Annotated in this window: 28 protein-coding genes and 1 riboswitch; of the genes, 25 read left to right on the forward strand and 3 right to left on the reverse strand. The window is 35.7% G+C overall.

What is annotated here, in order from left to right:
• Positions 1 to 13: 13 nt before the first annotated feature.
• From pxpB to GMD78_RS11915, 14 genes are all read left to right on the forward strand, one after another.
• The gene (gene pxpB / locus GMD78_RS11850; RefSeq protein WP_155669020.1) at positions 14 to 739 is read left to right on the forward strand and encodes a 5-oxoprolinase subunit PxpB; all 726 of its coding nucleotides are present in this window, start codon (positions 14 to 16) and stop codon (positions 737 to 739) included.
• 16 nt (positions 740 to 755) lie between these two features.
• Positions 756 to 1,523 (forward strand): LamB/YcsF family protein, encoded by a 768-nt coding sequence (locus tag GMD78_RS11855; RefSeq protein WP_155669021.1) that lies wholly within the window; start codon positions 756 to 758, stop codon positions 1,521 to 1,523.
• A 61-nt stretch (positions 1,524 to 1,584) separates the two neighbouring features.
• Complete coding sequence (locus GMD78_RS11860) at positions 1,585 to 2,529, forward strand: 5-oxoprolinase subunit C family protein (protein ID WP_155669022.1); 945 nt, start codon at positions 1,585 to 1,587, stop codon at positions 2,527 to 2,529.
• A 19-nt stretch (positions 2,530 to 2,548) separates the two neighbouring features.
• Positions 2,549 to 3,145: a pyroglutamyl-peptidase I gene (locus GMD78_RS11865; protein ID WP_155669023.1), complete on the forward strand. Its 597-nt coding sequence runs from the start codon at positions 2,549 to 2,551 to the stop codon at positions 3,143 to 3,145.
• A gap of 146 nt (positions 3,146 to 3,291) precedes the next feature.
• Complete coding sequence (locus GMD78_RS11870) at positions 3,292 to 3,789, forward strand: DUF1648 domain-containing protein (protein ID WP_155669024.1); 498 nt, start codon at positions 3,292 to 3,294, stop codon at positions 3,787 to 3,789.
• Positions 3,790 to 3,890: 101 nt separating this feature from the next.
• Entirely contained in the window at positions 3,891 to 5,078 is a 1,188-nt protein-coding gene (locus GMD78_RS11875; protein WP_155669025.1) for an MDR family MFS transporter, read from the forward strand.
• A 13-nt stretch (positions 5,079 to 5,091) separates the two neighbouring features.
• Entirely contained in the window at positions 5,092 to 5,826 is a 735-nt protein-coding gene (locus GMD78_RS11880; RefSeq protein ID WP_155669026.1) for a Cof-type HAD-IIB family hydrolase, read from the forward strand.
• Between the two features lie 354 nt (positions 5,827 to 6,180).
• Positions 6,181 to 6,528, forward strand: coding sequence for a helix-turn-helix domain-containing protein (locus GMD78_RS11885; RefSeq protein ID WP_155669027.1), 348 nt, complete (start codon positions 6,181 to 6,183; stop codon positions 6,526 to 6,528).
• Between the two features lie 71 nt (positions 6,529 to 6,599).
• Positions 6,600 to 6,782, forward strand: coding sequence for a cold-shock protein (locus tag GMD78_RS11890; RefSeq protein WP_155669028.1), 183 nt, complete (start codon positions 6,600 to 6,602; stop codon positions 6,780 to 6,782).
• Between the two features lie 381 nt (positions 6,783 to 7,163).
• Positions 7,164 to 8,684, forward strand: coding sequence for an aldehyde dehydrogenase (gene adh / locus GMD78_RS11895; RefSeq protein ID WP_155669029.1), 1,521 nt, complete (start codon positions 7,164 to 7,166; stop codon positions 8,682 to 8,684).
• Between the two features lie 150 nt (positions 8,685 to 8,834).
• Positions 8,835 to 9,197, forward strand: coding sequence for a DUF779 domain-containing protein (locus tag GMD78_RS11900; protein WP_155669030.1), 363 nt, complete (start codon positions 8,835 to 8,837; stop codon positions 9,195 to 9,197).
• Between the two features lie 129 nt (positions 9,198 to 9,326).
• The gene (locus GMD78_RS11905; protein ID WP_155669031.1) at positions 9,327 to 10,382 is read left to right on the forward strand and encodes a hypothetical protein; all 1,056 of its coding nucleotides are present in this window, start codon (positions 9,327 to 9,329) and stop codon (positions 10,380 to 10,382) included.
• Positions 10,383 to 10,534: 152 nt separating this feature from the next.
• Positions 10,535 to 10,975: an IDEAL domain-containing protein gene (locus tag GMD78_RS11910; RefSeq protein WP_343042279.1), complete on the forward strand. Its 441-nt coding sequence runs from the start codon at positions 10,535 to 10,537 to the stop codon at positions 10,973 to 10,975.
• A 147-nt stretch (positions 10,976 to 11,122) separates the two neighbouring features.
• On the forward strand, positions 11,123 to 11,566 hold the full coding sequence (locus GMD78_RS11915) for an IDEAL domain-containing protein (protein WP_155669032.1): 444 nt from the start codon (positions 11,123 to 11,125) through the stop codon (positions 11,564 to 11,566).
• Positions 11,567 to 11,623: 57 nt separating this feature from the next.
• Here the strand turns inward: GMD78_RS11915 and GMD78_RS11920 are convergent, their stop codons facing one another.
• From GMD78_RS11920 to GMD78_RS11930, 3 genes are all read right to left on the reverse strand, one after another.
• A complete protein-coding gene (locus GMD78_RS11920) occupies positions 11,624 to 13,645 on the reverse strand; it encodes a penicillin-binding transpeptidase domain-containing protein (protein WP_155669033.1) in 2,022 nt (673 codons plus the stop codon).
• Positions 13,646 to 13,751: 106 nt separating this feature from the next.
• Positions 13,752 to 14,699: an LCP family glycopolymer transferase gene (locus GMD78_RS11925; RefSeq protein WP_343042280.1), complete on the reverse strand. Its 948-nt coding sequence runs from the start codon at positions 14,697 to 14,699 to the stop codon at positions 13,752 to 13,754.
• A 124-nt stretch (positions 14,700 to 14,823) separates the two neighbouring features.
• The gene (locus GMD78_RS11930) at positions 14,824 to 15,420 is read right to left on the reverse strand and encodes a class D sortase (RefSeq protein WP_155669034.1); all 597 of its coding nucleotides are present in this window, start codon (positions 15,418 to 15,420) and stop codon (positions 14,824 to 14,826) included.
• 527 nt (positions 15,421 to 15,947) lie between these two features.
• Here GMD78_RS11930 and GMD78_RS11935 point away from each other — a divergent pair.
• The 11 genes from GMD78_RS11935 to nagB all read left to right on the forward strand — a co-directional run bounded on the left by GMD78_RS11935 (position 15,948) and on the right by nagB (position 23,633).
• Positions 15,948 to 16,583: a CalY family protein gene (locus GMD78_RS11935; RefSeq protein ID WP_155669035.1), complete on the forward strand. Its 636-nt coding sequence runs from the start codon at positions 15,948 to 15,950 to the stop codon at positions 16,581 to 16,583.
• Positions 16,584 to 16,805: 222 nt separating this feature from the next.
• Complete coding sequence (gene tapA, locus GMD78_RS11940) at positions 16,806 to 17,615, forward strand: amyloid fiber anchoring/assembly protein TapA (protein WP_196493796.1); 810 nt, start codon at positions 16,806 to 16,808, stop codon at positions 17,613 to 17,615.
• Positions 17,599 to 18,192, forward strand: coding sequence for a signal peptidase I SipW (gene sipW, locus GMD78_RS11945; RefSeq protein ID WP_155669037.1), 594 nt, complete (start codon positions 17,599 to 17,601; stop codon positions 18,190 to 18,192). The genes tapA and sipW overlap by 17 nt, the downstream gene beginning before the upstream one ends.
• Positions 18,193 to 18,231: 39 nt before the next feature.
• Complete coding sequence (locus GMD78_RS11950; RefSeq protein ID WP_246187643.1) at positions 18,232 to 18,918, forward strand: CalY family protein; 687 nt, start codon at positions 18,232 to 18,234, stop codon at positions 18,916 to 18,918.
• Between the two features lie 113 nt (positions 18,919 to 19,031).
• Positions 19,032 to 19,115, forward strand: a riboswitch (cyclic di-GMP riboswitch).
• Positions 19,116 to 19,137: 22 nt separating this feature from the next.
• Complete coding sequence (locus tag GMD78_RS11955) at positions 19,138 to 19,263, forward strand: anti-repressor SinI family protein (RefSeq protein WP_246187644.1); 126 nt, start codon at positions 19,138 to 19,140, stop codon at positions 19,261 to 19,263.
• Between the two features lie 82 nt (positions 19,264 to 19,345).
• Positions 19,346 to 19,672: a helix-turn-helix domain-containing protein gene (locus GMD78_RS11960; RefSeq protein WP_155669038.1), complete on the forward strand. Its 327-nt coding sequence runs from the start codon at positions 19,346 to 19,348 to the stop codon at positions 19,670 to 19,672.
• A 249-nt stretch (positions 19,673 to 19,921) separates the two neighbouring features.
• Positions 19,922 to 20,347, forward strand: coding sequence for a VanZ family protein (locus GMD78_RS11965; RefSeq protein WP_155669057.1), 426 nt, complete (start codon positions 19,922 to 19,924; stop codon positions 20,345 to 20,347).
• A gap of 69 nt (positions 20,348 to 20,416) precedes the next feature.
• Positions 20,417 to 20,572, forward strand: coding sequence for a hypothetical protein (locus GMD78_RS21365; protein WP_196493797.1), 156 nt, complete (start codon positions 20,417 to 20,419; stop codon positions 20,570 to 20,572).
• A gap of 145 nt (positions 20,573 to 20,717) precedes the next feature.
• A complete protein-coding gene (locus GMD78_RS11970) occupies positions 20,718 to 21,635 on the forward strand; it encodes a DUF7916 family protein (protein WP_343042282.1) in 918 nt (305 codons plus the stop codon).
• A gap of 79 nt (positions 21,636 to 21,714) precedes the next feature.
• Positions 21,715 to 22,905, forward strand: coding sequence for an N-acetylglucosamine-6-phosphate deacetylase (gene nagA, locus GMD78_RS11975; RefSeq protein WP_155669039.1), 1,191 nt, complete (start codon positions 21,715 to 21,717; stop codon positions 22,903 to 22,905).
• Positions 22,902 to 23,633 (forward strand): glucosamine-6-phosphate deaminase, encoded by a 732-nt coding sequence (gene nagB / locus GMD78_RS11980; protein ID WP_155669040.1) that lies wholly within the window; start codon positions 22,902 to 22,904, stop codon positions 23,631 to 23,633. Before nagA ends, nagB begins: the two co-directional genes overlap by 4 nt.
• The last annotated feature ends 149 nt before the right edge of the window (positions 23,634 to 23,782 follow it).

A 23,782-nucleotide genomic window follows, 5' to 3' on the forward strand; every position in this document is an offset into this window, starting at 1 on the left:
CGAGGTGATTACTATGAAATTAACTGCTATAGGTGATTCAGGCATTAAAGTAGAGTTTCCTGGAGAGGTAACTACTAAACTAAATCAAGTGATACAACAGTTTTGTGTTGCGCTACAAGATGCTGAGATTTCTGGTGTGATCGAGTGGGTACCAGCGTTTAACTCAGTAACCATTTATTATGATCCTACTATCATATTATTCCATGAATTAGCTGAGAAAATGAATAGATTGGTATCAACGAAAACCAATCAGTTTGATCCTGTAACTCAGTTATTTCATGTACCAGTACTATATGGTGGAAATGTAGGTCCGGATCTAGAGAGGGTTGCTAGTTACAATAATCTATCAATCGAAGAAGTGATTAAGCTACATCAACAACCAAATTATTTTGTATATATGATTGGCTTTCTACCAGGATTCCCTTATCTAGGTGGTTTAAATCCTATAATTGCAACACCTCGTCTGGATGAGCCGAGAAAGTCTACATTTGCTGGTGCGGTGGGAATTGCTCATGAGCAGACCGGGATTTATCCAATGGAATCACCTGGTGGTTGGAATATCATTGGGAAAACACCTATTAAGTTGTTTCGACCAGAACAAAGGGAAGAAGTTTTTCAGTTTAAAGCTGGGGATATGATTCGGTTTTACGAGGTCTCTAAGGAAGAATTTCAACACATTACGGATCAGGTAGATGCTGGAGTTTATAAACTTAAACAAGAGATCATAGAAAATAACTGAAAGTGAGGTGGCTGTTTTGCAGAAGCGAATTGATTTGAATTGTGATATGGGAGAAAGTTTTGGTGCCTTTAAAATTGGATCCGATGAAGAATTAATGAAATGGATTACTTCTGCCAATATTGCATGTGGTGCTCATGCTGGTGATCCACATGTCATGGATCGAACGGTACAGTTAGCAAAACAATATGGGGTAGCTATAGGAGCACACCCTGGTTTTCCTGATTTAGCTGGTTTTGGTCGAAGGGTGATGGACTTTTCTTCAGATGAGATTTATCGATCGGTAATCTATCAAATTGGAAGTTTGCAGGCTTTTTGCCATATCCATGATGTTCAGATGAAACACGTAAAACCACACGGTGCATTATATAATCTTGCCGCACGTAATCGGCAGGTAGCCGATGCGATTGCGAAGGCTGTATATGATTTAGACAGTTCATTAGTATTATTTGGGCTAGCGGGAAGTGAATTATTAGCTGCTGGTCGTGCTATTGGTTTAGCTGTTGCATCGGAGGTTTTTGCTGACCGTAGTTACCAGCCGGATGGAAGTCTTACCCCTCGTAATCAGGAAGGTGCTCTTATCGAAGACGTGAATCAAGCAGTGACACAAGTAACACAAATGGTTGCTGCTGGTGAGGTAAAGGCTTTGAATGGTGAAACCATTGCTATAGAGGCGGATACGGTTTGTATACATGGTGATGGTACAGATCCAGTTCGATTTGTAACCAAATTAAGAGAGAGTTTAGCGGATGATGGAATGGAAGTAGTTACCTTTGATCAGAATTGATCCGAAGAGGTGAGAACATAAAGTTCTTAAATATCCCAAGTTAATCAAGAAGGTGTTACTAATGGCAAGTCAACAAATTTTTCATGTTGTTAAACCAGGTTTGATGACAACATATCAAGATATGGGGCGGGTTGGCTACCAACGCTTTGGAGTGCCAGTTTCTGGTGCAATGGATCGTTTTTCCCTACAAATAGCTAATATATTGGTTGGTAATAGGCGGGATGAGGCTTGTCTAGAAGTAGCCTTAATAGGTCCTGAATTAGTAGCCGGACAATCGATGACGATTGCTATTACGGGGGCTGATCTTGAGCCTAAAGTTAATGGACAACCAAAGCGGATGTGGACTTCATTTCGGGTTGAAAAAGGAGACCGTTTAACTTTTGGACAGCAACATGCAGGAGTATATGCATATATCGCTGTTGCAGGTGGTTTTGATTGTCCAACTTTTCTTGGAAGTAAATCAACGGATGTAAAAAGTGGTTTTGGTTCTCCATTAGAAAAACAGGATAACATATGTGGAAACCCAATGATTACAACAGCTGGTGTCGGTATATTTCCTACAAGTATCCCAACCTATCCCAAACATGTTAAGGTCGGAGTTATAGAAGGACCACATACGGAGTTATTTTCGCATGCAGAGCGAAAGCATTTTTATGATAAAGTTCATACATTAGAGGCGAACTCTAATCGTATGGGGTATCGACTTCGTACGGATACAGATCAGTGGAAAAGCAAGACTAGTATATGGTCAGATGCCGTTCCAATTGGTGCTATTCAAATTCCTCCAAATGGTCAACCAATCATACTTATGGCTGATCGACAAACAACAGGTGGTTACCCACGCATTGGAACGGTGATATCTAGTGATCTTCCTAAAGTAGCCCAACTAATACCACGTGGTAAAATTAGCTTTTATCCGATATCCGTCGACAAGGCCCAACAGTATGCGATTGCTATGGAAAAATATCTTCGTAAATTAACAATATTTCGTAAATATATTCATTAATACAAAAGAGGTGCTTACCATGAAAAAACTGTTACTAACAGGATTTGAACCATTTTTAGAATTTCCAATTAACCCAACAACAGAAATCGCTAATTCTCTAGATGGTGAAACAATTAACGATTATGAAATTATTGGTGAAGTGTTATCCGTGGATTTTAAAAAATCTGGAAAACAATTACTTGAACTGATTGAAAAACAGAATCCAGATGCGGTCATTTCTCTTGGGTTAGCAGGTGGTAGAAACTGTATTACACCAGAGCGAATTGCAATAAATTGTAATGATGGTCCAGTTGATAATAATGGACATAAACCAAATGGAGAAAAGATATTTGATGATGGACCAGATGGATATTTTTCAACCTTGCCGATCATGGAGATCGTTAATAAGCTAAAAGAGAACAAGCTACCAGCAAAAATTTCGAACACTGCTGGTGCATATCTTTGTAATAATGTAATGTATCATGGTTTACATCATTTTAAGCAACAGAATGTAACTATTCCATCGGGATTTATCCATATTCCAGCTTCCCATGAACTAGCTGTAGAAAAAAATATTCCAAGCTGGGCACAGGAAGTTTTAGAAAAGGGGATTCGGATAGCGGTTTCTTGTCTTTAGAAATTGGTGGTTATGAAAATAAAAGTAGAGATTGAACGTATAGAATATTAAAGCCACCTTCATTCTTACGTTACAATTGTGATGAAGAAGCTTTCACTACAGGATACAATTGAAATAATATACCAAAAGTAATTAGGGTGACGAGCATGCAAAATAATCCCATGAATGAATTACCTACTAGCAAAATAGTTTCAAATTTAAATAAACCGTTAATATGTATTATCTTAGGTAACTTGATATATGCCATTATTTCATTCACTAGTTTGCCAGATGAAATCCCGATTCATTTTAATCTAGCAGGGGAAGCGGATAATTGGGGAAATAAGGCACTTATCTTTATATTACCACTTATGTTTAAGGTGATTTTTTTGATTCTTTATTTCGTAAGTAAGTCTCCTTCCATGATTAATTATCCCGTTAAAGTTACAGAGGAAAATGCGATAGATCTATATAAGCTAGGAAGACTTGTTTTAACGATCATGAATGTAGAAATGGCTCTAATTATGACTGCACTAACCGTAGTGATGATTCAAACAGCAAAAGGGAATATAACCGGAACTGGTTTGCTAATTCCAATAATAATTGCTCTCCCCATAATTACAATTATAATTTTTATGATAAAGATTAAAAAAATGGCATCCTAGCACAGAGTTTTCTCATTGCCTATCTTATTTAAATGTATTAGAATAAGTTGAATGAATTTGAACGAATGCATAATAGATAACTAGAATGAGAGTTGATAAAGATGCCAAAATATATTTGGTTGTTAGTAATTGCGATGGCAATCAATGTAACGGGGGCCTCTTTTCTATGGCCACTTAATACGATTTACATGCACAATGAGCTCGGTAAAAGTCTTGCTTTTGCTGGGGTCATTTTAATGTTTAACCAAGGTGCAGCTATTGTTGGGAATTTAATAGGTGGTATACTATTTGACAAGTTCAGTGCTTATAAAACTATTATTTTTGGAACGGTACTTGCCTTAGTTGCTTCCATTATTTTATCGTTTAATCATAATATTGTTCCGTATTCAATTTTGTTGGTTGTTATTGGATTTGGTTCCGGTATTACCGGGCCAGTTATGTTTGCCATGGCAGGATCAGTATGGCCACAAGGCGGTAGAAGAGCATTTAATGCTATCTATGTTGCACAGAATCTAGGTGTAGCTTTAGGTGCAACGATAGGTGGATATGTAGCTAGTATTTCGTTTGATTATATTTTCGTAGCGAACGCTTCTCTTTTTGTTATTTTTTTTCTAATGGTTTTATTTACCTTTAAAGGAATGGATCAGGAACGTGATCGCCAAATGCATACTTCCGTTATTGAGCAAAGTAAAAAGATTCAAAACAAATCTTCCATTATGGCGTTGATTATTTTAAGTAGTGGATTTTTTGTTACATGGTTAGCTTATAGTCAGTGGCAATCAACAATCGCATCCCATACACAGGATATTGGAATTCCGTTAGAGCAATATAGTACGCTTTGGGCAATAAATGGTTTTCTTATCGTTCTCCTGCAACCTTTGGTAAAATGGATTACAGAAAGAGTAACCAATATAAAGGCACATATTTATATTGGGAATTTCATATTAATTATTTCATTCGTAATTGCAATGGTTGCAGAACAGTTTACGGTGTTCGCAGTGGCAATGATAATTTTAACGATTGGAGAAATACTTGTTTGGCCGGCTATTCCAACATTGGCAAATGAGCTCGCACCGAAAGGAAGAGCTGGTTTCTATCAAGGATTTATAAATAGTGTTGCAGCAGCTGGCCGAATGATTGGACCTGTTGTTGGTGGAGTAATTGTGGATGTTTTTAATATTCAATTATTATTCTATATATTATTGTTCTTACTCTTTATTCCATTTGTGACTACGAAACTGTTCGACCGAGGGGTTCAACCGGAAAAAGAACTAGCAGAAGCTAAGTAAAAGGAGAATCGATATGTCAGAAGTTAAATTAGTTGCACTTGATATGGACGGAACACTCCTAAATATGAACGAGGAAGTCTCTGATTACACAAAACAAGTGATTGCTCAAGCTTTGAAAAAGGAAGTCCATGTTGTTTTAAGTACAGGCAGGTGGCTACAGTCTTGTTACCCATACGCAGAAGCATTACAATTACCTTCTTATTTGGTTACATGTAATGGTGGTGAAATATGGACCATGGAGAAAGAATTAGTTGAACAGCATCTATTGAATGCAACAGATGTTGAAAAGATGTGGCAATTAGGAGAAGAAATTGGTGTCCATATGTGGATGATTTCTACGGAGGATGTATACCGTGGGGAGCGACCAGAAGATTTTCAGAAACATCAATGGCTAAAATTTGGTTGTGATTCATATGATACAGATAAGCTAGATCACATGGTCAAAGAGCTATCCTATTTAAAGGGTCTTGAACTAACTAATTCATTGCCTACAAATATAGAAGTAAATCCAAAGGGTGTAAGTAAAGCAAGTGCCTTAAAAAAAGTTTGTCAAAAGCTAGGGATCACCATGAACGAAGTAATGGCTGTTGGTGATAGCTTGAATGATATAAAAATGATTCAAGAAGCAGGTATTGGTGTTGCAATGGGAAATGCACAGGAAGCCATTAAAAATGTAGCAAATTATGTAACGGATACAAACAACAACGACGGTGTAGCAAAAGCTATTGAACGATTTGTATTATCGTAACATGCTATATATGAAATACTGAATTAGTGAGTAGATGTGCTGAATAAATTTTGGAAATGCTGAATTAGTCGCTTGAAATACTGAATTATTCTCCAAAATGCTGAATAATCAAATATAATGCTGAATCTAGAGAGAATGATGAGTAAGCGCAAATCCAGTCCGTACCACTCTGCCCCGGGCGTTTGTGAGTTTCCTAATTCCCTTAAATTTCTCTATTAATACGTTATAAAGAACACTTATCTTTCGTTTACGCGATTTTTCTCCTATTTACTTGAATTATCATATTTTGTAAAGTTGGAATTGTTCTATATAATGTACATATGATGATTGCCTTATGGTAAAGGAGAAATGGAAATGATCGGAAAACGGATCAATAAGATAAGGTTAGATAAGGGATACTCGCTAGCCTTGCTAGCTGAAATGTCAGGTGTTTCTAAGTCGTATTTGAGTTATTTAGAAAGGGATTTACGAACAAATCCTTCTTTGCAGGTTTTAACAAGAATAGCTCAGGCATTAGGATGTTCTCTAGAATATTTGTTAGGGGATGAAATGATTGCAGTTGAGAAACAGTTAAAGGAAGAACTTGATGACGAAGTGGTGTTTTATTTAAAAAACGCTATTGAGGAAGGAACAATAAAAGCAGATTTAGAGGAATTTCAGAAGTATATAGAGTTCCTAAATTGGAAGGCAACAAATAAATAGTATGACCATTCCTTTCATTGGATCGGAAAAAAGAGTATAATAATATTAGAACGATGAAAGGGGATGCTGTCATGTCTTTTTCACGTGGACCAAAAGAACCTGTGCAAGAAGTCGAAACAACTATTTGGTCTTGTACAAGTGAAGATTGTAATGGATGGATGCGCGAGTCATGGAGTTTCAATGAAAAGCCAGAATGTCCATTATGTAAATCTTCAATGACTCAGGAAGTACGTGTGCTTCCAGAAATAAAATAATAGTAATTCATTTTCTAATATAAATGCAATCTCGGTGTGACTGTTAATCGGGGTTGTTTTTATTTTGCTTTTTTTGAGGATTGTTTTTTGCGCTATGTTCGGTGAATTTGAAGTAGATTGATCGGTACGGTGCTTCAAAGTCATGCTTCCAATGGGGAAAATGTAGAGAATAGCAGAATGAGGATCCAACAAAATCAATGGAGTGGGTCCTCATTCCGTTAAATGTATAAAAGGTATAGAATTCGCAGTAATTCGAGCATGGATTTACTTTGCAAAAAAAATGGAATATTTTTCAATGGGACGAATACGTTGTAATAGAGACTTCTTCTAGATTTATCACCGAAAAATGCAAGGGATTTCTTATGAAGGAGGAAATTTATTATGAAGTATGCAAACCCAAATACAGAAGGTGCTCTAGTTAATTTCAAAGAACGTTACGATAACTTTATAGGTGGTGAGTATCAACCGCCAATGAATGGTAACTATTTTAAAAATGTATCTCCTGTAACTGGACAAGTTTTCTGTGAAATAGCTAGATCTACCAAAGAGGATGTCGAGGCAGCACTTGATGCAGCGCATGCCGCTAAGGATGCATGGGGGAAAACATCTGTAACAGAACGCGCTAATATCTTAAATAAAATTGCAGATCGTATCGAGGAAAACTTAGAAATGCTTGCTGTTGCTGAAACATGGGATAATGGAAAAGCTGTTCGTGAAACATTAGCAGCGGATTTACCATTAGCGATTGATCATTTCCGATATTTTGCAGGAGCAATTCGCGCGCAAGAAGGTGGAATTAGTCAAATAGATAATGATACTGTTGCATATCATTTTCATGAACCATTAGGTGTCGTAGGACAAATCATTCCATGGAACTTTCCATTACTTATGGCTACGTGGAAACTGGCACCTGCATTAGCTGCTGGAAACTGTGTTGTGTTAAAACCAGCAGAACAAACTCCGGCTTCGATTCATGTGCTAATGGAGTTAATCCATGATCTACTCCCTCCAGGTGTTGTTAATATCGTAAATGGATTTGGTGTAGAAGCTGGAAAACCACTTGCTTCTAGTAGTCGTATAGCAAAAATCGCCTTTACAGGTGAAACGACAACAGGTCGCTTGATTATGCAATATGCATCAGAAAATATTATTCCAGTTACATTGGAATTAGGTGGCAAATCTCCAAATATATTCTTTGAAGATGTCATGGATCAGGATGATGGATTTTTGGATAAAGCAATTGAAGGAATGGTTATGTTTGCACTTAACCAGGGAGAGGTTTGTACATGTCCATCTCGGGCTTTAGTACATAAATCCATTTATGAGGAATTTATGGAGCGTGCGATTGCACGAGTAAAACAAATAAAAATAGGTCACCCGTTAGATACGGAAACGATGATGGGTGCACAAGCATCACTAGAACAAATGGAAAAAATCTCATCCTACTTAGATATTGGGAAGCAGGAAGGTGCAGAAGTCCTTACTGGTGGAAAAGTTAATAAGCTGGAAGGTGAGCTAGCAGAAGGATATTATGTGGAACCGACTATTTTCAAAGGAAATAATAGTATGCGTATTTTCCAAGAGGAGATATTTGGACCGGTACTTTCGGTTACCACCTTTAAGGAGCCTGAGGAAGCATTGGAAATTGCCAATGATACATTATATGGTTTGGGAGCTGGCGTTTGGTCCAGAAATATTAATACGGCATATCGCTTTGGACGTGAGATTGAAGCAGGACGTGTTTGGACAAATTGCTACCATCAATACCCTGCCCATGCAGCGTTTGGTGGCTATAAAAAATCAGGAATAGGTCGAGAAAATCACCAAATGATGCTAGATCATTATCAACAAACGAAAAATTTACTTGTTAGCTATAGTGAAGGTCCAGCAGGCTTGTTTTAGCAGTTAACAAAGATATATTATCCTGCAAAATTGCAACATAGACTTTGGTGAATAGTTATGTTTTCTATATCTAAAAATTAGCGGAGCTATGTCAAACAATAGCTCCTTTCTTCATATACTGATAGTAATCAAATAAAGCGAGGTGTAAGAATGGTTAATCGTGTCACGGCAACGGAGGAAGCGTTGAATTTGATTTCGAAGCTAAAAGGAATTCATGGTGATTTAATGTTTTATCAATCAGGTGGATGTTGTGATGGAAGCTCACCAATGTGCTATCCAAGAGACGAATTTCGTGTTGGGGAATCAGATGTACGGTTAGGAGAAATTGGGAATACACCTTTTTATATATCTAAAGATCAATACGAATACTGGAAGCATACCCAGTTAATTATTGATGTTGTAGATGGCCGTGGAGGCATGTTTTCATTGGAAGGTCCTGAAGGGAAAAGGTTTTTAACAAGGTCTAGGGTTTTTACAGAAGAAGAAAGAGCAGTTTTAAATACGAATATGTGATGATATTTCTGTGAGCTGAAACACCGCGGTTTGTCACGGTGTTTTCATTTTAATAATGGATTTTAAGAATAATTCACTCAGCTGAAGAAATATACATACATTAAATAAAAAAATAAAGGAAGTGTCTCCTTGAATTATAAAGCTAGTTCCTATTATGTTGGTGGAAATACAGCGAAAGGGTTTGTTAATTTTTTACCATCGAATGTTAGGAATTTTAATCACGTAATCATTCTAAACCATCCATCTGAAACACTGAAAACGACGGTAATTCAAAACGCCATTGAACATTATAAAAAAGATCATGAAGTGGAGGTGCTCTTAAGTGCTTTAGGAGGAAATTTTTTAGATGGTGTAATCGTAAGGGGGAAATCGTTTGCTGTAGTTAATGACACTATTTCAACCCAAGGTTTATCTGGAGCAATTGAGATGGATTTAAATTTATTTTTGGCTGAAGAAATTCCTAGAAATGAAAAATTCACTGAGGCAAAAAATAATTTTGATACAGCAACGGAAGAAGCGTATGAGAATTTCTCTATTGGACTAGAACTGCATGATGATTTAGAAGAAATTTATATTAATCAAATGGATTTTGAAAAAGCGGATAGGCTTACAGAGAATTTTATCAAAAAGCTATTAGAGAATGTAGATAAGCAAGATGCTAAGGGGAAGGTTCTCGATCGATTATTTGGAACCAATACAAAAGACGGTGTTGTCAATATTGTGCCGGATCTACTTAAGGGGCAATCAAAAAATTATTATATTAAAGGTAGAGCGGGAACTGGCAAATCAACGTTTATGAAAAAAATTAAAAATGCTTGTCTAGAGCATGGATTTGACGTTGAATTATATCATTGCAGTTTCGATCCAAACAGTATTGATATGGTGATTGTTCGTGAACTTGATTTTTGTATTTTTGATAGTACGGATCCACATGAATTTTTTCCTGAACATGAAAAAGATGAGATAGTAGATCTCTATCAAGAACTTGTAACCCCTGGAACAGATGAAAAGTTTGCAATTGAGATTGATAAATTGAATCGTGATTATAAGGCCTACATGAAAAAAGGAATTGTACATTTAAGGGATGCTGGTGCATATTTAGAACAAGTTGAACAGCAATTTGTGTTTAATGAACAAGAAGTTGATCGAATAACTAATTTTATCCTTGAGAAAATAGTTCAGTAAATGTGGTCCTGCTCCGCAGGACCTTTCAAATAATTAACTATATTCCTTTAATATAATAACTGGGAAAATTTAGCTATTGTTTTTTTGAAAATAATAAGTTAAAATGAATTAACTGAAAATTGAGAGTATAGAAAATAATGGGGGTGTAATGGGTGATATCGGTTAAGATGCTGAAACCGTACTATATTAAGTCAAATGAAAATTATGTACGAATTATATTGGCATATCAGTATTTTGCAGTTGTAATCAATAAAAAAGTATATCAGTTTATTCCTGTTGAAGCGAAAGAAATTAGAATAAACCGAAGAACTAGAAAAGTTGAGAATATAGGTGCAAGATTTGCATTCCAAAAAGGGAAAGACATCGTCTATATGACAATGAGTGAATTACTATCATTACCAGACTTTCTATTTCAATTACACACCATTGCCAAACCATATTATGAAAATGTAGAAGAGGAAAAAAACCAATCAATAAATGAAAGCGCTATTATCATTGATGAGCTAGAACATCTGAATGTGAAGCGTTTAATAGATCGAGCATTAGATGAGCGTAATGAGGAAGCATTCTACAACTTGGTTAAGTTACTTTAATAATAAGAAGTATGTCCTATTTAAATAAGGCATACTTCTTTTTTCCTATTTTTTAAAAAATAAGTTTATTATTATGTGAATAGGGTATTTATTTTTATAAGTCATTACGAATAGTATATTAAGCCGGGAATTGGGAGGAAAAAGTACATGGTGACTGTTAAAATGTTAGAGCCCTATTCAATAAAGAAAGACGCTGAATATTTATACGTTCAATTGGAAAAACAATGTTTCTCAATTTCTATAGAAGACGTGGCATATGATTTTATACCTGTAAAAGCAAATGAAATAAAAATTAAACGGGATACGAAAAAGATTCAGGACGTAGACGCTGCTTTTGCATTTAAAAATGCGGATGATATTGTATATATCACAATGAAAGAATTAATCAATATTCCAGATTTTCTTATTAAACTATATTTCTTAACGAAACCATATTTTGATGAAAAAACAGACACTCAAGAATTAAATGTAAATGATAATATGGATATAATTATTGATGAATTAGAACAGCAAAATATAAGACGTTTAATTGATAACGCATTAGATGAGCGAGACGAAGAAACATTCCATCAATTATTGAAGTATTTATAGATGAAAAGAAGAAGTATATCACCTAATAAAAAAGGCGATATACTTCTTTAATTGAAGTTATTTTATTTTCTCAAGAATATCGGTTACTTTTTCAACAGCAATACTACTGCCACCAAGTTCATGAACATCCTCGACCATCATTGCGATAAGGATGTCTTGGTCTTCTGTTGGGTAGCCAACGAACCATCCATTTTGAGCTCCTTCTTCATCTTCGAGTGTCAGCTTTAGTTCTACTGTTGCTGTTTTACCGGATATTGGGAGGTTAGCGTTTTTAGCATACCCTGCTGTTCCATCTGTTACTACACCACGTAATGCTTCACTAATGATGTCTGCTTGTTCCTTCGTAATCAGCTCTTCTTGCCAAACTTGAGAAGTTTCTTCTGATTCAAGTAATGTTGGTTTTATCATATTTCCATCATTTAAGAATGTAGTATAAGCAGTTGCCATATGGAGGGAACTTATCTCTAATTCACCTTGACCATAGCTGGCATTTGCTAATAAAACCGGATCACTTAGGTTGCCACTTGTTGAAACAGTTGAAGTCTCAATAGGATATTCGAAAGGTATACTTTCACCAAAACCAAATTGCTGTAATCCGTTTAGAAATGCATCTTCCCCCATTTCTAATGCTTGCATAGCAAAATATATATTATCGGAACGTACAATAGCATCTCTTAGGTCAACCGGGCCATTGGATTCGGATACACGACGTATTTCATAATCACTCCAGCCTTCTGGTTTCCATGTTAATCCTTCAATTTCAAACGTTTCATTCGGATCAATGCTTCCATTTTGTAATCCAACAGCTGCACTTACAGGCTTGATTACAGAACCAGGTGCGAACGTAGAAGTGAAACGATTTAGTAATGGGTTTTTCGGATCGTTTTGTAAGCTATCCCATTTACTTTGGGAAATGCCATACACCATATCATTTGGATCATACGATGGACTACTTACAAGTGCTAAAGTTTCACCAGTTTTCGGATGAATGGCTGCTGTTGTTCCTGCTTCACCATCGTAGGAGTTGAAGATTTCTTCTTGAATATTTGCATCAATAGTCGTAACAATCTTCTCACCATTTTTTACTTCTTTTTCGGCAAGTGTAATATCCTCTTCGCCTTCTTTGGTGACATAGATACGAACCCCTTTTTCACCTTTTAATTGCTCTTCATAGACCCTTTCAAGACCTGTATTTCCAATCATATCGTTCGGACTGTATACTTCCGGATCCTTTTCTTCTAATTGTTCTGCAGTAATTTGTCTTATATACCCTACAAGGTGTGCTGCTGATTCTCCTAATGGATATACGCGTCCTGTTGCTTCAGAACCCATGATTCCATCAATTTCCCAAAGCTGATTTAATAATTCTTCATTTGATTCGGGAACCTTTCGTAATGGAACAAAGGTATCCTCAGTAACCCAGCCTTGACTTAATTGACTATCAATCGCTTCGACAGACATATTAAGTAAGCTAGCGACTTTCTCTATATCTGAGTCTGTATCAAAATTTCCAGGTACTATTCCAATTTCCCAAACTGTATCATTAATTGCTAATGGCATGAGATTTCGATCCAATATTTCTCCTCGAACAGGCTCAGTAGTGGAGATTCCAATCTCACCACCATCTTTAATCTCTGGAAAAATAAATCCAGGATCCCAAGATACAAACCAGTTTAGACTTTCTTCATCTTCTCCTTCGTCTATTTGGGTAAGTTTTGCCTCATACTCAAATGAAATAGGACCAGCCATACTATTCATTTCCACGGTAAAAGGAAGCGTTGCTGTCCCCTCTTCAAGTGAAGTTTCCAGTTCATCGTCAGATAATTTTGTATAAGAAATGGTGACATCACTTATTTGCAGATCTTCATAAATCTTAGTATATCGATCAACCATGTTTTCCGTTGAGTATTCCTGTTGAGATTCAGGTGTCAGCATCTCATACATTTTTGAGAATTCCTGATTACTCCAATGTTCTACGTATTTATCAAACCGTTCATGTGGTGTTACTACATCGTCTTCGGAACATCCAATTAATATGACGAAAAAAACGATGGATAGTAGTAAGGTTACTCTCCTCATTTGAATCCCCCTCTATTGAATTACATCTCCTATATTATAACATTTTTTAAATAGAAAATTTATTGAGAAATAGTGAAAAGTCACCTGCTAAAACAGGTGACTCATCTTACTTCTCTTCCATATGGTTGTTAATTTCTGTGGTTACCCGCTCAAACTCTGAATCTGGAACGATGTAGTACCAAACTCCACCTATAGTTTGTCCACTTCCATTCAATTCGAGTGTTTTGATATTATTTCTTGTACCTAGGTAATTGGTAAATAAGTTCTGCATATTCCCCATGTTTAAGTCAGTTTTTACATTGCCACCGACAATATTTAAAATTTCACCGACCTTTGTAATACTTGAAAAGCTTGCTGCTTCATTTAGGGAAGCAGTGATTACCTTACGCTGTCTTTCATTTCGACCTAAATCTCCACGAGGGTCATTTTTACGCATTCGGATATAATCCAATGCTTCTTTACCATTCAAGTGAATTTGTCCCTCGGAAAAATTAGTTCCACCTTGTGAGAATTGTTGTTCATTATTAATCGTTACACCACCGATTGCATCAATTCCTTGTTGGAAACCTTCCATGTTCACTCGTGAATAAAAGTGGATTGGAAGATCAAAAGCTTCTTCTACTGTTTGTACGGATAGTTCTACATCGCCAAATGCATAGGCATGATTTATTTTGTCCATTCCACGACCTGGAATATTTACATATGTATCTCGAGGGATACTTAACATGATCATGGAGTCAGTATGTGGGTTTAAGGACAAAAGAATCATCGTATCGGAACGCCCTTTATCGCCAGCACGTTGATCAACACCAAGTAATAACACATTCATGGATTTTTTATCTTTAAAAATAGATTCAATTTCTTTCTGTCTGTTTGGATCATTATCACGTTCTAATGGGTCATGCATAGATGATACGGTATCGCCAATCTTATCATATACATAGGATAAGAATCCTCCACCAATAAGGAGTATTCCTAATATAATTCCTCCGACCCAATAGAGCCATTTACGTTTTTTCTTGCCCTGTTTTTTTTCAACTCTAGACTCTGCCACAATATATTCTCCTCTGTTTAAGAAAAACGTTTGTTTTTCAAGTAGTGCGAAAAATAGTAAATCTTGGATAAATTATATCGAATATTGTAGTTTTAGTCTATTCTTTTTAGGAGTATTTACTCAGTCATTTTTTAACAGGTAATGCAGTAATGATATATCGATCAGGTGCACTTCCAACGTAATTGAACGGATAGCAGGTTGTTACGGTTAATACTTCATCTGGGGCAGTCGGTACAATAATTGTTCGATCGTCTGCATCGACAATTTTCGTATCAACTATTTCGTATGAAAAATCCCCATATGGTAGTTGGATCGTTAAAATGTCTCCTAATTCCAATTCACCCATACGTCGAAAAACGGTATCACGATGTCCAGATAAAACAATTTGATCGTTTTGTAGTGGATAAGCAGTACCTCTATAATGTCCAACCCCTTTAGCGAGCTCATCTTCGTCTGTTCCTTCCACAATTGGCAGGTCTGAATCTAATTTCGGAATATGTAAAATACCAACTGTTTCTCCCATTCCTGGGTCAAAGTCAGATGGAATTGTTGGATCTTCTGAGTACGAATTAACGCCTTGTTTTGGATTGTCGTCATTTAATAATGACTTTGCTTCGGCCAGACTTTTATTTTGATCCATATTTGTTTTGATGAGTTGATAGCCGCCGAATCCTAAGAAGATCACACCAGTAAGTATTAGTAGGAGGGAAAATTTTTTCATAGTACGTGCTCCTTATTTTTATTTTCTTATGTTCATTATAAGGAATAAGTTAGGAATAGAAAAGTTTAATAGTTAATTTTTAAAGTATTTTAATAATTAGTATCTATAGTTAGTTAGCATACATATTCACGATACATACTCACGGGTTCGTTCTTTTAACAGAAACATTATTATTCTTTAAAAAGAACAGAATTGTAAGAAAATCAAAGTATTTGGAAGGTAATTATAGATATTTTGTTCTTTATAAAGTAAAATGACGGTTTTTGGTGTTTTTTAAAAAGAACGAAATGGTATATACTCTGATTGTGGTTCTTTAAAAAGAACGAATGATGTTTTCTTGTGGGTTTGCTGTTACTTTTTTACTAAGTAAAAAGGATGAATTTTAAGGGAAGGATGTTTTTTCTACGTCTCATTTAAAAATCTCACCTGTGATCACACGGTTCGTTCTTTATTAAGAAACACAAATTTGTTTTTGACCTACATAGGGTTCAAAATGAAAATTCTAAAATTTTAAGGAGGAAACAAGAATGAGTATTAAAAAGAAATTAGGTATGGGGATTACAGCTGCAGCACTAGGGATTGCTTTAGTAGGTGGAGGAACATTTGCGTATTTTAGTGATGCGGAAGAAACAAACAACACATTTGCAGCAGGTACGTTAGATTTATCAGTTGATCCTACTACTATAGTGGATGTTGACAATTTGAAACCTGGGGATGTAATTTTCCGTGAGTTTGAACTAATCAATGACGGGTCATTAGATATCTCTTCTGTAGATTTAACAACAGAATATACAGTTGATGATGCAAATGGGGACAATACGGGAGATATGGGAGAACATATAAAAGTTCTATTCCTAGAAAATGGAGATAAAACAGATTGGAATCCAATTGAAGGTTGGGATTACAACGACGTAGTGAGTGAAACTACATTAGCTGATTTACAAGCTATGACACCAGATGCTGTAGATGACTTGGAGAGCTTTTGGACTTGGTTATTTGGTGGTACTGGTGAAGAAAGTGGGTTAGCAGCAGGAGATAGTGACCAAATGTATGTAGCCTTTGAATTCGTAGACAATGGGGAAGATCAAAATGAATTCCAAGGAGACGCGTTACAGCTAACTTGGACATTTAATGCTCATCAAACAGAAGGTGAAATGAGATAAAATTCCCTTAAATGAGGGGGGCTTATTGTCCTCCTCATCCATTATTTGGTTAGTTAATAATAAAGAGACTGAATTTGTCAATAATTCATAGGCAAAATTGAGTCTTCTAATATTCATCAATACATATACGTAAACTGGTTTTATTTTGTTTTATTAAATAGTGCAACCAATGCTTTTTTTAATAAAACAAAATAATCTTTTAGAGGAGGGAGGGTCTTGAGAATGAGTCGCCTTCAGAAATTCAAAAAGAAGAAAAAGTTTATCCTAATAAGTAAATTTACGCTGTTGTTCTATTTATTAATCTTCTCATTTAGTTATCTCTCATCAGCAACAGATGCATATTTTAATTCATCAAACCAAGATTCTTTTACACTACAAGCTGGTACATGGTTTGATGGTAGTGAATTAGTGTTTATAGGTAAAGGTAATCAAAATATAAAAGTTTGTCCAGAAGTTGATATTATAGTAGAAATAAAAAACGTTGGGTTTGAGATGATTGGTCCAGCTGAGTATGAAGTTTTCTATGTAGAAAATGGTGAACCAAGAGTAAATGGTGAAAAGATTGATCAGGGATTAATTGAGCCATTAGGAAAAGACGAAATAGCAAACCTAGTATTTGAAGCTGATGATGAAGGTTTTTATGAATTTAAAGCAATTCAACGTGAGGGGTATGAAGGGTCTGACAAAGAAATCTGGAGTGAAAAGATAAAGGTTAAGTGTAATGAAAATAATAATGATTCGGAGTCCGAAAATGAAGAAGATAACTCTAAGGACAATGAATCGATTGAATCTGAGGATTCAGTAAATGAAACTGATAACAATGAAGAAAATTCTACTACTGAGAGTAAAACAAATGAAAAGGAAAATAGTACTACTGAGTCAGGTGATGCCAAAAATAATTCGACTGAATCAAATGATAATGAAAGTGATGAAGAGGAACATAACGAATCTTCTGAAGAACAAGAAGAACAAGAAGAGAATACGGAGAAAGCAACTAATGAGGAGGGTAAATCAGATGAAGAAGCTAAATAAGAAAAAAGTATTCAGCTTCCTTAATCATGTAACAACTGCTCTATTATTCCTAGTACTAATTAGCATGATCTTTCTCGTAATCTCGACCAAAGCTTCTGGCGGGGAACCTGAAATTATGGGATATCAGTTAAAAACAGTTCTTTCGGGTTCAATGGAACCGGATATCAAAACAGGCTCCATTATTGCAGTGAAACCAGCTGGTGATATGAAACGATTTAAAGAAAATGATGTTATCACATTCATGGAAGAAGACGGTAAATTAATTACCCACAGAGTCACAGAAGTAATCCAAAGTGGCGATAATGTGATGTACCGTACGAAAGGGGACAATAATAACGCTGAAGACTTAAATCCTGTCTTATCTGAAAATGTAGTTGCTGAATATACTGGGGTTACGATCCCATATTTAGGATATCTAGTAAACCTAGCTCAGTCACAAAATGGAGCATTCTTGTTATTAATCCCAGGATTTATACTGATTGGATATGCAGGTTTTACAATATGGCAAGCAATTAAAGAGCTCGAACTTTCCAATAAAAAAGAGTCAAAAGAAAATGACAGTAGTAGTTTAACGTAATCTAGGGGGATTAATTTAGCCTGTAAAGGAGGCGATGATTTGAAGCGAATATTAATTTTGTGTCTGTCGATTATTATTAATATGGCTATATTAAGTGGTCCAGTTACAAGTTTAGCGGATGAATCAAATTCTGAAAAAGTTTCAGAGATTGATATTACCCTTTCTCCAAGTGATGTGTTGTTTGATATTGATAATATGAAACCAGGTGACTGGGCTCCAAGATCAATAGTTATCCAAAACAGTGGTAAATTTGATTTTAACTATCAGATGTCTGTTCAAAACGAGGGTTCTGAAAGACTATTCAATGAGTTTTTATTAGAAATAAAAGATGATAGTGACGAATTGTATAATGGAAAGCTTGCAGACTTCGAACGTTTACCCATAAGGGAATTAGAAGCATCTTCAGAGGAAGAATTAGAAATTATCGTTCGCTATCCAGAGCATTTAGGAAACGAGTTTCAAGGTTTAGATTCTCAATTCACCTTCATATTTACAGCTGAAGGAACGGAAGATACAGATATAAATGATCGAGATGAAGAAAATATTGAGAGTTCAGTTGGTAGTGATGATGATGCTAATGGCACTGGATCTGGGTCTGCATTGCCAAACACTGCTACTAACATGTTTAATATCGTATTAATAGGAAGTATCTTGCTAGGAATGGGTGTAATTATTGCGGCAGCTAGTGCAATAAAAAAGATAAGAAATAATAAGCAACATATATAAATGTAAATGCATATGTCAGAATCTTTACAAAACTAGTGTCCATCTGACAAAACAAGACACCCTAAAAGTCTCAAATATACAGTATAATAGTCATATAAACATTTTCAAATATTCCCAGTGAAAGGCATACTCATTGAAAAATGGGGGCGCAAAGTCACAGGTCTAAAGCATTATGCTATGATGGCTGGATTACCTGGAGAAGTAATGGGGGATGGGAAATTGGAAAAGGTCGTGGAGAGTACGAAGCTGGATTATGAATGGGTGGAACTAATCAAAGAAGCGAAGGAAATCGGTATGACGGTAGATGAGGTTCGGCTATTTTTGAAAGAAGCACAACTAAATTGATAAATTTTTAAGAAAAGTGTGCTTACAATAGAACCGCTCACCTATTTTATGATATAATTTCCAGAGAAAGAGGTGAGGGAACTTGATCGGTGAAAAAATAAAACAATTACGACAAGAAAAAAAGATGTCTATATCTGAACTAGCTGAAAAAGCAAATGTAGCAAAATCATATTTGAGTTCAATCGAACGTAACCTCCAGTCTAACCCATCGATCCAGTTCATCGAGAAGATTAGTTCGGTTCTAGGTGTATCTGTCAATGAAATAATTAATACAGATAAATCAAAGCAATTAGAAGATCTAGATGATGAATGGATTAAAATTGTTCAAGAGGCAATGGATTCAGGTGTGTCAAAGGAACAATTTAAAGAATATCTAGAATTTAATAAATGGCGTAAAGAACAAGAATAGATTTACATACGAAAACCGCTTAGCCTTGCTAGCGGTTTTTTGCTTTATCTTGCTAGGAACGGGAGATATCCTACCCAACTACACAAACAATAGATAAAAACTCGATTGAAAATTATGTTAAACTTATCTCTTAAAACTTTAGAAAACTTCGCATTCGCTAAGCTTGTATGGTGAATGCCTTAGTTGCACTTATGTAGGGTAAGAAAGTTTATACTTTCCTATCTGCCAAAGAAAATTTTGGTGAAACATATGCGTAATTATTTGTATTGGCTCTTACCTCTTGGTTGGATGAGAATTAATTTTCATTCTTCATCGCAGCCTTATGAGGAACAAGATATAAAGCCTTTATTATCGAACACAATAGACCTTTCCTTCTTAGAACCATATCTGAATTGGATTGTGTTTACTCGAAAAGGTGCACATGTTACGGTATTCTTTCTACTAATGATCTTCTTTTATCTCGCTTTTAAAAAATCAACCGATTTATCAAAAAGGACGATAATCGTTGTCTCGTTTTTGTTTACCGTTACATATGCTGGTATTGATGAATTACATCAAGGTTTTACTCCGAATCGAACTCCGTATGTAGGAGATGTACTATTAGATAGCTTTGGAGCTTTTATCGCAGGATTGTTTTTAGTTTGCTGTAAACAATTGAAAACGAAACGTAATTAATAAGTTACACAATACTCTTATTTTTTATGCTAAACTACTTTTTAAGTCGAATTTTGAGGGCGGTTGGAAATGAGAGAACGAGAATACCTTAAAAATGTTATGAAAAAGGTAATAGAAGAAACGGAAAATGACCAGATCAAAACTTCAGAAGAGCTAGTCCAAACCTTAATAAATCACCTTTCCAATAACATGAAAAACTCAAATAAAAATACTATGGTTAATTAAGTCTCTAATCCATCTCTATACTAGCTGTACTTGGCTAGTAATTTTTTTGGTGAAATAGTATAGTAAGGTTAAGCGCTAGTGTGTGTATAAATGCACTAGCTTAGAAGCATGCTCTAATTATGGACAAACTCTGGAGGGATCTTTTGTGAAACGAATATTAAATTGTACAGCATCCGATTTTGAGCAGATGAATAAACATGATTTGCTTCAATCCATTCAAGCTTCAGAAGGAAGAACAATGATTGCAGAAGTAGTTTGTACAAGTGTTCCATTATATCCTGGGTTAACAAATGCGGAATATGCCTCTAGTTTTGGGGCGGACATCATATTATTAAATATTTTTGATGTCGATCAACCACATATTGAAGGATTAGATAAAGTAAAACCGAAAGAAGTTATTCATACATTGAAGAAACTAATTGGCAGACCTGTAGGAATTAACTTGGAGCCAGTAGATCCCGATGCGGATAACCTAGAAGATTTAGATGTATTGCAAGAGGGAAGAAGAGCGACTAGAAATTCATTAAAGAAAGCGAAAGAGCTTGGTGTGGATTTGATTTGTCTTACCGGTAACCCTAAAACAGGAGTATCTACGAAGGCGATCTTGAAATCAATAGAGGTTGCAAATGAAGTGGCTGGTGAAGAAGTTGTAATTATAGCTGGTAAAATGCATGGAGCAGGTGTGAAAGCTGATACACCAGAAGGGCTTGCAGATACAGATACTATAAAACAATATGTTAAAGCTGGAGCAGATATTATTCTTGTACCAGGAGTTGGAACAGTTCCAGGTGCAACATCTCAACAAACAGAAAAGCTTATATCTATTGCCCATCAGGAAGGTGCATTAGCATTAACAAGCATTGGTACGAGTCAAGAAGGTGCTGAGAAAGAAACGATCCAGCAAATGGCATTGTATAATAAAATGGCTGGAGCGGATATGCATCATATAGGTGATGCAGGAATGCATGGAATTGCAGTTCCGGAAAACATCATGCACTATTCAATTGCAATTCGTGGGAAAAGACATACATATATTCGAATGGCAGCCTCGGTTCACCGCTAGATTTTTCTGTCAAATGACAACTAATTCATGATGTGCTACTTTAGTACTGGCAGAGGGTTGACGGAAAGGATGAGAATTAATGAAAGATGTATCATCATCACTCTACATAAGAAACATTAATATATATGGTGAAAATGATGTGATTAGAAATGGTAGTGTATTGATTGAAAATGGAAAAATCAAAGAAATTTTTTCAGAAAATCAAAAGCCAGATAGCTACCCAAACCGATTTAAAATAATAGATGGATCAAATTTAAATGTAATTCCAGGTTTTATCGATGGTCATATCCATGGTGCAAATGGTGCGGATGTTATGGATGCAACAGAAGAAGCGATAGATTCCATGGCATCGGTATTGCCGAAAGAAGGAACGACAAGCTTTTTAGCAACAACGATTACACAATCCCCTGAAAATATAGAGAAAGCTTTAAAGAATATTGCTGATTATACAAATAAACCTGGATATGCTGAAGTAGTTGGAGTTCATTTAGAGGGACCTTTTATTGAAAAAAGTAAAAAAGGTGCACAACCAATAGAACATATTATGGAGCCTGATATTACACAGTTTAATAAGTGGCAAGAAATGTCAGGAAATAACATTAAAACGATCACAATGGCCCCGGAACATGATGAGGATGGTTCTTTTATCCGATATTTATATGAGTCAGGCGTTAATGTGTCTGCAGGTCATACCGCAACAGATTTTAATGGGATGAAGCGGGCTGTATCGCATGGAGTACGACAGGTGACGCATCTATGTAATGCAATGAACGGTATTCATCATCGAGATATTGGTGTAGTTGGTGCTGCATTTCTGTTAGAGGAGCTACGTGCAGAATTAATTACAGATGGCATTCATGTTTCACCAGAAATGCTAGAATTAATATATCAAAATGTTGGTAGTGAACGTTTGATTTTAATCACCGATGCAATGCGGGCAAAATGTTTACAGGCTGGAGAATATGAGTTAGGTGGACAACCTGTAACGGTTACAGAGGACCGTGCAGTATTAGAAGATGGGACCTTAGCAGGGAGTATTTTAAAATTACAACACGGTGCACAACGAATGCTTGGTATTGAAGGTTTGTCATTAGAAAAAGTAATTGAAATGGCCTCTGTAAATCCAGCTAAACAACTAAATATGTTTGACCAAAAGGGAAGTATTGCTGTTGGGAAGGATGCAGATTTGTTAATAGTAGATGATAACCTAAATCTTTCCTATACAATCTGTCGTGGAGTTATCGCATTTGAGGAGGATGAACATCAATGAATATCATCAAGGTAAAAGATTATGAAGAAATGAGTCAGAAAGCATGCTCTTTGCTGTTAGATGTTGTAGAAAACGAAAGAAAGCCAGTGCTAGGATTGGCTACGGGATCAACACCGGAAGGCTTATATCGAAATTTAATTGAAAAGTACGAGCAGCATGAGGTAACATTCGAAGATACAACTACCTTTAATTTAGATGAATACGTTGGTTTGGCAAAAGATGATCCAAATAGCTATCGATATTTCATGAATGAAAAGCTGTTCAAACATATAAATATTCAAGATGAAAACACACATGTTCCAAGTGGTGTGGCTGAAGATCCAAAACAGGAATGTAAGGATTATGAGCAACTAATTCAAGAGGCAGACCGTATTGATATACAAATACTAGGTCTAGGATTAAATGGTCATATTGGATTTAATGAGCCAGGAACATCATTTAGTAGTCGTACACATGTGGTGGAATTAGATGAATCAACTAGAAATGCGAATGCACGTTTTTTTGATTCTATTGATGATGTTCCGACACAAGCGATTACAATGGGAATTGAAACAATAATGGAAAGTAAATCGATAATTTTGCTAGTATCTGGTGCAAACAAAGCGGAACCTCTTGCTCGATTAGTACATGGCGAGGTTTCGGAGGATTTTCCAGCTTCTATTCTACAAACTCATGGTAACGTAACAATCATTGCTGATGAAGCAGCACGTACAAAAATTGATTTATAGAAAAAACAATACCATCAGGGGTTAAAATGTACCCTATAGAGTAGACACTTTAAAAAAAGTCTACCTATAGGGTACTTTTGTGTAATAATAAAGAAAAAATAGTAAATGGGGAAAGAATATGAGTAAGAGATTGTTTACGGAAAAGGAAA

It is taken from the genome of Ornithinibacillus caprae (assembly GCF_009728145.1).
GTDB lineage: Bacteria > Bacillota > Bacilli > Bacillales > Amphibacillaceae > Ornithinibacillus > Ornithinibacillus caprae.